Annotated in this window: 9 protein-coding genes; all 9 read right to left on the bottom strand. The window is 74.3% G+C overall.

The window, feature by feature from the left end:
• Window positions 1–21 precede the first annotated feature (21 nt).
• The 9 genes from ACYVG5_RS00285 to hisI all read right to left on the bottom strand — a co-directional run bounded on the left by ACYVG5_RS00285 (window position 22) and on the right by hisI (window position 13523).
• On the bottom strand, window positions 22–1509 hold the full coding sequence (locus ACYVG5_RS00285; RefSeq protein WP_222044938.1) for a glutamate synthase subunit beta: 1488 nt from the start codon (window positions 1507–1509) through the stop codon (window positions 22–24).
• Window positions 1502–6148, bottom strand: a complete 4647-nt coding sequence (gltB, locus tag ACYVG5_RS00280) for a glutamate synthase large subunit (protein ID WP_222044936.1) — start codon at window positions 6146–6148, stop codon at window positions 1502–1504. Before gltB ends, ACYVG5_RS00285 begins: the two co-directional genes overlap by 8 nt.
• 414 nt (window positions 6149–6562) lie before the next feature.
• A complete protein-coding gene (gene lgt / locus ACYVG5_RS00275; RefSeq protein ID WP_222044932.1) occupies window positions 6563–7558 on the bottom strand; it encodes a prolipoprotein diacylglyceryl transferase in 996 nt (331 codons plus the stop codon).
• Window positions 7555–8361, bottom strand: a complete 807-nt coding sequence (gene trpA, locus ACYVG5_RS00270) for a tryptophan synthase subunit alpha (RefSeq protein WP_222044929.1) — start codon at window positions 8359–8361, stop codon at window positions 7555–7557. Before trpA ends, lgt begins: the two co-directional genes overlap by 4 nt.
• Entirely contained in the window at window positions 8358–9722 is a 1365-nt protein-coding gene (gene trpB / locus ACYVG5_RS00265; protein WP_460682873.1) for a tryptophan synthase subunit beta, read from the bottom strand. Before trpB ends, trpA begins: the two co-directional genes overlap by 4 nt.
• Before the next feature lie 47 nt (window positions 9723–9769).
• Window positions 9770–10579, bottom strand: a complete 810-nt coding sequence (trpC, locus tag ACYVG5_RS00260; protein WP_222044927.1) for an indole-3-glycerol phosphate synthase TrpC — start codon at window positions 10577–10579, stop codon at window positions 9770–9772.
• A gap of 195 nt (window positions 10580–10774) precedes the next feature.
• On the bottom strand, window positions 10775–11479 hold the full coding sequence (locus ACYVG5_RS00255; protein WP_222044925.1) for a Trp biosynthesis-associated membrane protein: 705 nt from the start codon (window positions 11477–11479) through the stop codon (window positions 10775–10777).
• 158 nt (window positions 11480–11637) lie between these two features.
• Window positions 11638–13164: an anthranilate synthase component I gene (locus ACYVG5_RS00250; RefSeq protein WP_222044923.1), complete on the bottom strand. Its 1527-nt coding sequence runs from the start codon at window positions 13162–13164 to the stop codon at window positions 11638–11640.
• Window positions 13161–13523, bottom strand: coding sequence for a phosphoribosyl-AMP cyclohydrolase (hisI, locus tag ACYVG5_RS00245; protein WP_222044921.1), 363 nt, complete (start codon window positions 13521–13523; stop codon window positions 13161–13163). Before hisI ends, ACYVG5_RS00250 begins: the two co-directional genes overlap by 4 nt.
• Window positions 13524–13554: the final 31 nt, after the last annotated feature.

The raw sequence follows: 13554 nt of genomic DNA, 5'->3' as shown, positions 1-13554 counted from the left end.
TGGGAACCTATCGGTCGGGGGTCAGCGGAGCGGAACGGCGGAGGGGGTGACGGGGCGGGGCAGCGCCGAGTCGCCGGTGAGCCAGTCGTCCACCGCTCCCGCGGCGGCGCGGCCCTCGGCGATGGCCCAGACGATGAGCGACTGGCCGCGGCCCATGTCCCCAGTGACGAAGACGCCGGGCACGGTGGACATGAACTCGCTGTCGCGGACGACGTTGCCCCGCCCGTCGACGTCCACGCCCAGGGTGTCGACGAGGCCGGCCCGCTGGGCGCCGGTGAAGCCCATGGCCAGCAGCACCAGGTCGGCGGGGAGCTCCCGGTCGGTGCCCTCGACCTTCTGGAAGCGTCCGTCGACCATCTCCACGTCGTGCACCAGCAGCGCGCGGACGTTGCCGTCCTCATGACCCAGGAAGCGCTCGGTGTTGATGGAGTACAGCCGCTCCCCGCCCTCCTCGTGGGCGCTGGAGACGCGCAGGACCAGCGGGTAGGTCGGCCACGGGTTGGTCTGCCCACGGGTGCCCGGGGGCTGGGGCATGATCTCCAGCTGCGCGACCGAGGCCGCCCCCTGACGGTGCGAGGTGCCCAGGCAGTCGGCGCCGGTGTCACCGCCGCCGATGATGACGACGTGCTTGCCGGCGGCGTTGATCGGCGGCTCGTCGAGCTCGCCGAGGGCCTGCAGGTTGCCGTAGGGCAGGAACTCCATGGCCAGGTGGATGCCGCCCAGCTCCCGGCCCGGGACGGTCAGGTCGCGGCCGGTGGTCGCCCCGCCGGCGAGCACCACGGCGTCGAAGTCCGACCGCAGCTGCTCGACCGGGAGGTCGTGCTCACCGGGGCCACCGACCTCGACGCCGGAGACGAACCGGGTGCCCTCGGCGCGCATCTGGTCCAGGCGCCGGTCGACGTAGCGCTTCTCCATCTTGAACTCGGGGATGCCGTAGCGGAGCAGCCCACCGATCCGGTCGGCCCGCTCGTACACGGTCACCTCGTGCCCGGCGCGGGTCAGCTGCTGGGCGGCGGCCAGCCCGGCCGGTCCCGAGCCGACGACGGCGACCTTCTTGCCGGTCAGCTCCTGCGGGGGCTGCGGGGTGACCCAGCCCTTGGCGAACGCCTGATCGATGATCTCGAACTCGATCTGCTTGATCGTGACCGGCGACTCCTGCAGGTTCAGCACGCAGGCGCCCTCACACGGCGCCGGGCACAGCTTGCCGGTGAACTCGGGGAAGTTGTTCGTCGCGTGCAGCCGCTCGATGGCCTCGCGCCAGTCGTCCCGGCGGGCGAGGTCGTTCCACTCCGGGATGAGGTTGCCCAGCGGGCAGCCGTGGTGGCAGAACGGAATGCCGCAGTCCATGCAACGGGCGGCCTGCTCGCGCACCGCCGCGACCGGGAAGACGGCGTCCTCGCCGGTCTCCCGGTCCAGGTAGACGTCCTTCCAGTCCAGCAGGCGCAGGTCGACCGGCCGGCGCGGCGGGGACTTGCGTTCGAACTTCAGGAACCCCGTGCTGTCAGCCACGTGCTGCCTCCATGACGGCTCGGTCGACGTCGTAGCCGGCGGCCTCCGCGGCGCGCCTTGCCTCCATCGCGCGACGGTAGTCGCGCGGCATGATCACGCTGAACCGGTCGGCCCAGCGGCCCCAGTCGGCCAGCAGCGCGGCGGCCACGGTCGACCCGGTGTCGCGCTGGTAACGCACCAGCACGTCGCGCAGCCACTGCGAGGACTCCGTGTCCAGGGCCTCGATCTCCACCATGTCGCCGTTGACCCGGTGCCGGGCCAGGTCGAGCACGTAGCCGATGCCGCCGGACATGCCGGCCGCGACGTTGCGGCCGGTCGGGCCCAGGATGACCGCGGAACCACCGGTCATGTACTCCAGGGCGTGGTCGCCCACGCCCTCGACGACGGCCAGCGCGCCGGAGTTGCGCACGCAGAACCGCTCGCCGACCCGGCCGCGGAGGAAGACCTCGCCGGCGGTGGCGCCGTAGCCGATGACGTTGCCCGCGATGACGGCGTCCTCGGCGGCGAAGGTGGCCTCGCGGGCCGGGCGGACGACGATCCGGCCGCCGGACAGGCCCTTGCCGACGTAGTCGTTCGCGTCACCGAACAGCCTCATGGTGATGCCGCGCGACAGGAAGGCCCCGAACGACTGACCGGCCGACCCCTCGAAGCTGAGGTCGATGGTGCCGTCGGGGAGGCCCTCGCCGCCGAAGCGGCGGGTGACCATCGAGCCCAGCATCGTCCCCACGGTGCGGTTCACGTTGCGCACCGGCAGCTGCAGGCTGACCGGTCGGGCGTCGAGCAGCGCGCCCTCGCAGAGCTGGATCAGCGTCTGGTCCAGGGCCACGTCCAGGCCGTGGTCCTGCGCGCGCACCCGGTGCCGCGGGGCGCCCTCGGGCAGCGTGGGCACGACCAGCATCTTGGCCAGGTCCAGACCGCGGGCCTTCCAGTGGTCGACGGCGACCCGGGTCTCGAGCACCTCCGCGTGGCCGACGGCCTCGTCGATCGAGCGGAAGCCGAGCTCGGCCAGGTACTCGCGGACCTGCTCGGCCAGGAACTCGAAGAACGTCACCACGAACTCCGGCTGGCCGGTGAAGCGCTTGCGCAGCTCCGGGTTCTGCGTCGCCACGCCGACCGGGCAGGTGTCCAGGTGGCAGACGCGCATCATGACGCACCCGCTGACCACCAATGGCGCGGTGGCGAAGCCGAACTCCTCGGCGCCCAGCAGCGCGGCCACGACGACGTCCCGGCCGGTCTTGAGCTGGCCGTCGACCTGCACGGTGATCCGGTCGCGCAGCCCGTTGGCCAGCAGCGTCTGCTGGGTCTCGGCCAGGCCGAGCTCCCAGGGCGAACCGGCGTGCTTCAGCGAGGTCAGCGGCGCGGCGCCGGTGCCGCCGTCGTGCCCGGAGATCAGGACGACGTCGGCGTGGGCCTTGCTGACCCCGGCCGCGACCGTGCCCACCCCGACCTCGGCCACGAGCTTGACGTTGATCCGCGCCTCGCTGTTCGCGTTCTTGAGGTCGTGGATGAGCTGCTTGAGGTCCTCGATGGAGTAGATGTCGTGGTGCGGCGGCGGGCTGATCAGGCCGACCCCGGGCGTGGAGTGCCGGGTGCGGGCGACCCACGGGTAGACCTTGCCGCCGGGCAGCTGCCCGCCCTCACCGGGCTTGGCGCCCTGGGCCATCTTGATCTGGATGTCGTCGGCGTTGACCAGGTACTCGCTGGTGACCCCGAACCGGCCGCTGGCCACCTGCTTGATGGCCGAGCGCCGCAGATCGCCGTTCTCGTCCCGGGCGAACCGGTCGGGGTCCTCGCCGCCCTCACCGGTGTTCGACTTGCCGCCGAGCCGGTTCATCGCGATCGCGAGCGTCTCGTGCGCCTCCTGGGAGATCGAGCCGTAGCTCATCGCCCCGGTCTGGAAGCGCTTGACGATCTCGCTGACCGGCTCCACCTCGGCCAGCGGCACCGGCGGCCGGTCACCGGTCCTGAAGGAGAACAGGCCGCGCAGGGTCGCCGCGTCGGCGGACAGCGCGTCGACGGTGTCGGTGTACTTCCTGAACACGTCGTACTGCCGGGAGCGGGTGGCGTGCTGGAGCAGGAACACGGTCTCCGGGTTGAACAGGTGCACCTCGCCCTCGCGGCGCCACTGGTACTCCCCGCCGGTCTCCAGCCGGCGGTGCGCCCGCTCGGCCGGGTTCTGCGGGTAGGCCCGGCGGTGGCGCATGGCCACCTCCTCGGCGAGCACGTCGATGCCGACGCCGCCCAGGGGGGCCGAGGTACCGGTGAAGTACTCGTCGACCAGGTCCTGGGAGAGACCGACGGCCTCGAAGATCTGGGCCATCGTGTACGAGCCGACGGTGCTGATGCCCATCTTGCTCATCACCTTCAGCACGCCCTTGCCCAGCGCCTTGACCATGTTGCGCACGGCCTGGGCGGGCTGGACACCGGTGAGCGAGCCGTCCCGGATGAGGTCCTCGATGGACTCGAAGGCCAGGTAGGGGTTGACCGCGGCGGCGCCGTAGCCGAGCAGCAGCGCGACGTGGTGCACCTCCCGGCAGTCGCCGGACTCGAGCACCAGGCCGACCTGCATCCGGGTGCGCTCGCGCACCAGGTGGTGGTGGACGGCGGCGGTCATCAGCAGCGACGGGATCGGGGCGCGCTTCTCGTCGCAGTCGCGGTCGGAGAGCACGATGATCCGGGCGCCGGCCGCGATGGCCTTGCTGACCTTGGTGCGCAGCTCCTCGATCGCCCGGGCGAGCGCGGGGCCGCCGCCGGTGACGTCGAAGTGACCGGTGATCCGGACGGCGGCGAAACCGGGCAGGTCGCCGTCGTCGTCGATGTGCAGGATCTTGGCCAGCTCGTCGTTGTCGATCACCGGGTAGGGCAGGAACACCTGGCGGCAGGAGGCCGGGGTCGCCTCCAGCAGGTTCTGCTCGGGCCCGAAGGTGCGGCCCAGGCTGGTCACCAGCTCCTCGCGGATGGCGTCCAGCGGTGGGTTGGTCACCTGGGCGAACAGCTGCCCGAAGTAGTCGTAGAGCTGCCGGGAGCGGTCCGACAGCGCCGCCACCGGGGTGTCGGTGCCCATCGAGCCGATCGGCTCGGCGCCGGCCGACGCCATCGGGGTGAGCAGCACCCGCAGCTCCTCCTCGGTGTAGCCGAAGAGCATCTGCCTGCGGACGACGGACTCGTGGCTGGGCCGCGAGCGACGGCGGGCGGGGAGCGTGGGCAGGTGCACGAGCCCGGCGTGCAGCCAGTCCTCGTAGGGGTGCTCGGCGGCGAGGGCGCCCTTGACGTCCTCGTCGGAGACGATCCGGCCCTGCGCGGTGTCGACCAGGAACATCCGGCCCGGCTGCAGCCGGCCCTTCGCGACGACGTCACCCGCCGGGATGTCCAGCACGCCGGCCTCGCTGGCGAGCACGACCAGGTCGTCCTTGGTCCGCCACCAGCGGCCCGGCCGCAGGCCGTTGCGGTCGAGCACCGCGCCGATCAGGGTGCCGTCGGTGAACGCCACGCAGGCCGGGCCGTCCCAGGGCTCCATGATCGAGGAGTGGAACCGGTAGAAGGCCCGGCGGGCCGGGTCCATCTCGTCGTGGTTCTCCCAGGCCTCGGGGATCATCATCAGCACCGCGTGCGGCAGCGAGCGGCCGGACAGGTGCAGCAGCTCGAGCACCTCGTCGAAGGTCGCCGAGTCGCTGAAGTCGCTGGCGGTCACCGGGAAGATCCGGTCGATGCCGAGCTCGCTGGCCGGCCCGGCGGGACCGTCGAACAGCGTGGTGTCGATCCGCGCCTCGCGGGCCCGCATGCGGTTGCGGTTGCCCTTGATGGTGTTGATCTCGCCGTTGTGGGCGATGAACCGGAACGGGTGGGCCAGCGGCCAGCTCGGGAACGTGTTGGTCGAGAACCGGCTGTGGACCAGCGCGATGGCCGACTCGTACCGCTCGTCACGCAGGTCGGGGAAGAAGGCGGGCAGCTGGTCGGTGGTCAGCATGCCCTTGTAGGTGATCGTCCGGGAGGACAGCGACACCACGTAGCAGTTGCTGCCCACCTCGCGGGCGGCCCGCTCGGCCCGCTTGCGCAGCACGAAGGCCCGCCGCTCCAGCCGGGTGACCCCGTGGTGGGCGGCGGTCCCGCCGAAGGCCGCGGCGTCGGCGCGGGCGCCGATGGTCTCGGCGACGAACAGCTGGGCGAAGTGCGGCATCACCGCGCGGGCGGTCGGGCCGAGGTCGGCGCCGTCCGGGTCGACCGGCAGCTCCCGCCAGCCCAGGACCGTCAGCCCCTCCTCGGCCGCGACCCGGGACACGGCGTCGACGACGCCGGCCCGCTCCGCGGTGTCGGCCGGCAGGAAGGCGATGCCGACGGCGTACTCGCCCAGCGGCGGCAGGTCGAAGTCGACGCTGGCCCGCAGCAGGCCGTCGGGGACCTGGGTGAGGATGCCCGCGCCGTCACCGGAGTTGGGCTCGGAGCCGGCCGCACCGCGGTGGTCGAGGTTGTGCAGGGCGGTGAGCCCGGCTGCCACGACGGTCCGCGACCGGCGGCCCCGGGCGTCGGCGACGAAGGCCACGCCGCAGGCGTCGTGCTCCGCGGCCGGGTCGTAGAGACCGGAGGCAGCGGGCAGCGCCGAGAAGGCGGGCGCAGTGGCGGGGGCGGAGAGGTCGGACATGTCACTCCCGTCGTCGGCTGGCCGCGGCGTCTCCTGCGCACGGCACCCGGGGAGGGGCCGTGGAGGGCGCTGGTGCGGGGGGCATGAGCCCCGCCGGGTGGTCAGAGCGGTGCAGGGCGGTACGGGACCCGATGAGGTCGGACGGGTGGGGCAGGGCAGGGCCGGCGGGGACACGGTGGGTCCGCCCCGGCTGGGTCCCGCGCACCCCGGCGTTCGGGTGGCCGCGGGGCTGGTCGTGCGCGGGGCGTCACTGGCCCGGTCCGACGTCGCCGGCCGGCCCAGGATCACTGGTCGGCCGCGATGAGCGTACACAGACACATCGCTTCCGCGACATGTCCGGCGGATGTCGTGAACGTCTCTCGTCCGGCCCCCCGCGGCCCGGTGCCGCAGACCGGCCGCGGCGGGGCTGGTGGCTCAGTCCGCCGGGGGCCGCCGGTGGCCCGGATCCCGGCCGTCGTCGGAGCCGGCCGGGGGGTCGTCGCCGGCCGGGACGTCGTCGCCGGCCAGGACAGCGGTGTCCGCGGGAGCTGCGCCGGTCGACGGGCCCTGCCCCGCCCGGGCCGCCGCACCGCGGGTGATCACCTCACGGGGACGACCGCGCTGCCAGATCAGGTAGGCCACGGCCAGCAGGCCGACGACGACCGAGGTGATCACGTTGATGCGGACGCCGAGGATGCGCTCGGCCGCGTCGATGCGCAGCAGCTCGATCCACAGCCGGCCGGCGCAATAGGCGGCGACGTAGAGCGCGAAGGCCCGCCCGTGGGAGAGCCGGAAGCGCCGGTCGGCCCAGACCACGAGGACCGCGACGCCGAGGTTCCACAGCAGCTCGTACAGGAAGGTCGGGTGGTAGGTGCCCTGGACGATGGCCTGGCCGTCGCCGTCGGTGGCCGCCCGGCCGGCGGAGGGCAGCCACTCGTAGATGGTCAGCGCCCAGGGGAGGTCGGTGGCCCGGCCGTAGAGCTCGTTGTTGAACCAGTTGCCCAGCCGACCGATGGCCTGGGCGACGACGATGCCCGGGGCGATGGCGTCGGCGTAGGCGGGCAGCGGGATGCCGCGGCGGCGGCAGGCGATCCAGGCACCGACCCCGCCGAGCGCGATGGCCCCCCAGATGCCCAGGCCGCCCTCCCAGATGGCGAAGGCCTTGAGCGGGTCGCCGCCTTCGCCGAAGTACGGGTCGGGGGTGGTGAGCACGTGGTAGATCCGGCCGCCGACGATCCCGAAGGGCACCGCCCAGACCGCGATGTCGAGCATCTCGCCGGGGGCCCCGCCGCGGGCCACCCACCGGCGCTCGCCGATCCAGCACGCCACGATGATCCCGGCGATGATGCACAGCGCGTAGGCCCGCAGCGGGAAGGGGCCCAGTTCCCACACGCCCTGGGTGGGGCTCGGGATCGCCGCGAGGACCGTCATGCGGGCTTCCCCACGCGCCGCCGCACCCCGGCGGCCAGGTCGGCGGAGAGCGCGCGGACCGCGGCCGCGCCGCCGCCGTCGAGCAGGGCCCGGACGTAAGCCGAGCCGACGATGACGCCGTCGGCGAAGCCGGCGACCTCGGCGGCCTGGTCGCCGTCGGAGACGCCCAGCCCGACGCAGACCGGCAGGTCGGTCACCGTGCGCGTGCGGGCGACCAGCCGCCCGGCGGCGTCGCCGACGGCCGCCCGGGTGCCGGTCACGCCCATCGCCGAGGCGGCGTAGACGAAGCCGCGGCAGGCGGCGGTGGTCGAGGCCAGCCGGGCGTCGGTCGAGGACGGCGCGACCAGGAAGACCCGGTCCAGGCCGGTGCGGTCGGTGGCGGCCAGCCACGGGCCCGCCTCGTCGGGGATGAGGTCGGGAGTGATCGCCCCCGCTCCCCCGGCGGCGGCCAGGTCGTCGGCGAACCGGTCGACGCCGTAGCGCTCGACGGGGTTCCAGTAGCTCATGACCACCGGCACCGCACCGGCGGCGGCGACGGCCTCGACCGCGCGCAGCACGTCCCGCATGCCCACCCCGGCGCGCACGGCGACGTCCACGGCCTCCTGGATGGTGGGCCCGTCCATCCCCGGGTCGGAGTAGGGCACCCCGACCTCGACGATGTCGGCGCCGCCGTCCACGGCGGCGGTCATCGCCTCGATCGAGGCGTCCACGTCGGGGTAGCCGACCGGCAGGTAGGCGATGAGCGCCGCCCGGCCCTCGGTCCTCGCCGCAGCGATGCGGGTCTGCAGCATGCCTCGGCTCATGCGAGGTCTCCGGAGTCCTGGCCGGCGGTGGCGTCGTCGTTGCTGACCGCGCCCTCGGTGGGCTGCTGGTCGGTGTCCATCCCCGGCCCCGGGTCGACCTGCTCCCGGTCGCCCAGCCCGAACCACGCGCTGGCGGTCTCCACGTCCTTGTCGCCGCGGCCGGAGAGGTTGACCAGCAGCACCGCTGGGCCCTCCCCCACCCGCCCGGCGAGCTCACGCCCGACCTGCACCGCCCCGGCCAGGGCGTGCGCGGACTCGATGGCCGGGATGATGCCCTCGGTGCGGCACAGCAGCGCGAAGGCCTCCATGGCCTCGCTGTCGGTCACCGGCCGGTACTCGGCCCGGCCGAGGTCGTGCAGGTAGGAGTGCTCGGGCCCCACCCCGGGGTAGTCGAGGCCGGCGGAGATCGAGTGCGACTCGATGGTCTGGCCGTTGGCGTCCTGCAGCAGGTACGAGCGGGCGCCGTGCAGCACGCCCGGGTCGCCGCCGGTGATGCTGGCCGCGTGCCGCCCGGTGGCCACGCCGTCCCCGCCGGCCTCCAGGCCGACCAGCCGGACGCCGTCGTCGGGGACGAAGGCGGTGAAGATTCCGATGGCGTTCGAGCCGCCGCCGACGCAGGCCAGCACGGCGTCGGGCAGCCGGCCGGTCCGCTCGAGCACCTGCTCGCGGGCCTCGTCGCCGATCACCCGCTGGAAGTCGCGGACCATCGCCGGGAAGGGGTGCGGGCCGGCGACGGTGCCGAATACGTAGTTGGTCGTCTCCACGTTGGTGACCCAGTCGCGGAAGGCCTCGTTGATCGCGTCCTTGAGGGTGCGCGACCCGGTGGTGACCGGAACGACCTCGGCACCCAGCAACCGCATCCGGGCCACGTTGAGCGCCTGCCGGCGGGTGTCCTCCTCGCCCATGTAGACGGTGCAGGACAGACCCATCAGCGCCGCCGCGGTGGCGGTCGCGACGCCGTGCTGCCCCGCGCCGGTCTCGGCGATGACCCGGGTCTTGCCGATCCGCTGGGTGAGCAGCGCCTGGCCCAGCACATTGTTGATCTTGTGGGAGCCGGTGTGGTTGAGGTCCTCGCGCTTGAGCAGGACCCGGGCGCCGCCGCAGTGCTCGGCGAACCTCGGGACGTCGGTGAGCGGGCTCGGCCGGCCGGTGTAGTCGCGCTGCAGGCGCGCGAACTCCTCGAGGAACCCCGGGTCGACCCGCATGGCCTCGTACGCCTCGGTCAGCTCGTCGAGCGCGGCGATCAGGGCCTCGGGCACGAACCGGCCGCCGTAGGGACCGAAGTGCCCGGTCGCGTCCGGCCACGCCGGACGCGCGGGCAGGTCGCGGACGTCAGGGGCCGGAGGATGCAGCGCGGTCACCCGGTCAGTGTCTCGCGGATCGGCTGCCGGGCGGCGTCCGGGTGTCCTCAGCGGGTGGCGCGCGGCGTCGCGGGGTGCGACCCGGCCGTGACCAGGTCGGCGACCGCCTGGCGGGCGTCGCCGGCGGTGACCAGGCCCTCGCCGACGAGCACGGCGTCGGCGCCGGCCGCGGCGTAGCCGATCAGGTCGTGCGGGCCGCGGACCCCGGACTCGGCCACCTTGACCACGTCGGTGGGCAGCCCCGGCGCGATCCGCTCGAACGTGGACCGGTCGACGTCGAGGGTGGTGAGGTCGCGGGCGTTGACCCCGATGACGGCGGCACCGGCAGCCAGTGCCCGGTCGGCCTCGGCCTCGGTGTGCACCTCGACCAGGGCCGTCATGCCCAGCGACTCGACCCGCTCCAGCAGGCCGGTGAGCGCGTTCTGCTCCAGCGCAGCGACGATCAGCAGGATGACGTCGGCGCCGTGGGCGCGGGCCTCGTGCACCTGGTAGCTGCTCACCACGAAGTCCTTGCACAGCACCGGCACGTCGACGGCGGCGCGGACGGCGGCCAGGTCGGCGTGCGAGCCCCCGAAGCGGCGGCGCTCGGTGAGCACGCTGATCACCCGGGCGCCCCCGGCGGCGTACTGGGTGGCCAGCCACGCGGGGTCGGTGATCTCGGCGAGGTCGCCCTTGGACGGGCTGCGGCGCTTCACCTCGGCGATGACGCCGACGCCGGGTGCACGCAGCGCCGCCAGCCCGTCGAGCGCCGGCCGGGCATCGGCTGCGGCGGCCTGGACCTCGGCGAGGGGGGTCTGGGCCTGGCGGGCCGCGACGTCCTCCCGGACGCCGACCAGGATGTCGTCGAGGACGGTCATGAGCTCTCCCCGCTGCGGGTCGCACGGCGTACCGGCGGGACGGTGTCGACGAGGGCCGCGGGCTCGCGCAGGAGCGTGGACCCCTCAGGATGTGCCACCGGACGTCTCCTCACCAGTCGGATCGGTGGGATCACTCTAGAGACGCCGGGGCGGGCAGCCGCCGGGGGCTCGGTGCGGGCACCCCGGACGAGGGGGTCACACTGTCGCCCCGCCCCGCCCCGCCGGCCCGGGCCCGCTGTCCTCCCCCGGGCCGTCCCCGGCCGGGTCCAGCAGGGCATCCACGGGGGCATCCACGGTGGGATCCTCACCGCGGTCAAGCGCCTGCCAGGCCGCCTGGTGGCGGTCCTCCGGCGTCTGCGGGCGACCGGTGGCCGCCGCGGCGGACGCCGTCGTGGTGGCACTGCCGGCCCGCTCGTAGCGCCGGCCCATCCCCGGCCAGGCCCGCCCGCGGACCGCCACCAGCAGCCCGGCCAGCAGGGCGACCAGGCCGGCGGCGACGGCGACCGCCGGCCACCCGGCAGCGGCCGCACCGGAGATCTCCGTGCCGCCACCGATCCGGCCGGCCGCGTCGACGGCGGCCGCGTCGGTCAGGGCGCCGGTGAGGCCGCGCACGCCCGACCAGCCCAGCCCGGCGCCGGCGGCGGCCACGAGCAGCCCCACGGCCACCCGGCCGGCGCCGCGCACCGCCGGCACCGCGACCGCGGCGGCGAGCAGCAGCAGGCCGCAGGCGGTCACCAGCGGGGCGGCCTGGCCACCGGTGAGCGTCTCCACGACCGGCGGCAGCGGGCGCGGCCGGGTGATCGTGACCGTGAGCCAGCGCTGGGCGGAGGCGGACAGCGCCAGACCACCGGCGGTGGCGCAGCCGGCGAGCGCCAGGGTCATCTCCCGGCGGGCAGTCATGGCATCGGATGGTTCGCTCCCGCGGGGCCCTCCGCTCCTCGCTCGCTCTGTCACAGGTCGCCTCCGCGGTCGCTCCGCTCCTCGCTCGCTGGCGCTCGCTGCGATGCTCACGCCCTGTCGGCTCCGACGCTCGCTGAGATGCTCACGCCCCTGTCCGCTCACGGAAGCTCCCGCAGCCCCTCTGCCGCGGCGATCGCGGCCAGCACCGCCCGGGCCTTGTGCCGGGTCTCGGCCTCCTCGGCGGCCGGATCGCTGTCGGCGACGATGCCCGCGCCGGCCTGCACGTACGCCTGCCCGTCGTGCAGCACGGCGGTGCGGATGGCGATCGCCATGTCCATGTCGCCGCTGGCGTCGACGTAGCCGACCGTGCCGGCGTACAGCGCCCGCCGGGTGGGTTCCAGCGACTCGATGATCTCCATCGCCCGGGGCTTCGGCGCACCGGAGACCGTGCCGGCCGGAAAGGTGGCGTCGACGACGTCGAGGGCGTCCCGGCCGGGCAGCAGCCGGCCGGCCACGGTGGAGACCAGGTGCATCACGTGGCTGTAGCGCTCGACCCGCATGAAGTCCGCGACCTCCACGGTGCCCGGGACGCTGACCCGGCCCAGGTCGTTGCGGGCCAGGTCGACGAGCATCACGTGCTCGGCCCGCTCCTTGGGGTCGGCCAGCAGCTCCTCGGTGAGCCGCACGTCCTCCTCGGGGGTCGCGCCCCGTGGCCGGGTGCCGGCCGGGGGGTGCACGACGGCCCGGTCACCGGTGACGGTGACCAGCGCCTCGGGGCTGGATCCGACGACGTCGAAGGGTGACTCCCGGCCCTCGAAGCGCAGCAGGTACATGTACGGCGAGGGGTTGGTGGCCCGCAGCACCCGGTACAGGTCCAGCGCCTCGACGCCGGTGGGCACCTCGAACCGCTGGCTCAGCACGGCCTGGAAGACGTCGCCGGCCCGGACGTGCTCGCGGATCCGCTGCACCCCGGCCGCGAAGACGCCCGGCGCCATGTTGCTGCGGTACTGCGGCCCGGCGTCACCGGCGCCGAGCACGGCCACCCCCGGGGGCACCGCCCTGGTCAGGTCGGCGGCCATCGCGTCGAGCCGGGCCACCGCGTCGTCGTAGCCGCTGTCGTAGCCACCGGCGCCGCGCAGCGCGTTGGCGATGAGCAGCACGGTGCCGTCGGTGTGGTCGAGGACGGCCAGGTCGGTGACCAGCATCAGGGCGAGCTCGGGCATGCCCATGTCGTCGGTGCTCGTCTGCGGCAGCCGCTCCAGCCGGCGGACGACGTCGTAGCCGAGGTAGCCCACCAGCCCGCCGGTCAGCGGCGGCAGCCCGGCGGTGCGCGGTGACCGCAGCGCCCGGGCCAGCACCCGGACGGCGGCCAGCGGGTCGGCGGGCAGGTCGTCGGTGAGCCCGGGGACCGGGGCGCCCAGCCACACCGTCGTCCCGCCGCGCTCGGTGAGGACACCGGCGCTGCGCACCCCGACGAAGCTGTAGCGCGACCACTGCTTGCCCTGCTCGGCGGACTCGAGCAGCACGGTGCCCGGCCGGTTGCCGGCGAGCTTGCGGTAGATGCCGACGGCGGTCTCGCTGTCGGCCAGCAGCCGCCGGGTGACCGGGACCATGGCACCGGCTCCCGCCCCCCGCGCGGCGAACTCCTCGCGGCTCGGGGAGGTGGCGCCCAGCCGCGGGGTCACCGGGCCTTCCCGGGGACCGCGGGCAGCGCGCGGTGGAAGCAGCTGCGCTCCCCGGTGTGGCAGGCCGGGCCCTCCTGGTCGACGAGCAGCAGCAGCGCGTCGCCGTCGCAGTCGACCCGCACGTCGCGGACCCACTGGCGGTGCCCGGAGGTCTCGCCCTTGACCCAGTACTCGCCCCGGCTGCGTGACCAGTAGGTGGCCCGGCCGGTGGTGAGGGTGCGGTGCAGTGCCTCGTCGTCCATCCAGGCGACCATCAGCACCTCCCCCGTGTCGTGCTGCTGGACGACGGCGGCGACCAGGCCGGCGTCGTCCCGGCGGAGCAGTTCGGCCACAGCGGGGTCGAGGGTGGGGGCGGGCATGCCCCGATCGTCCCACCCCGCGTCGGCCGGA

This window comes from Modestobacter lapidis (assembly GCF_054780755.1).
This window is presented reverse-complemented; position numbering and strand designations above follow the sequence as displayed.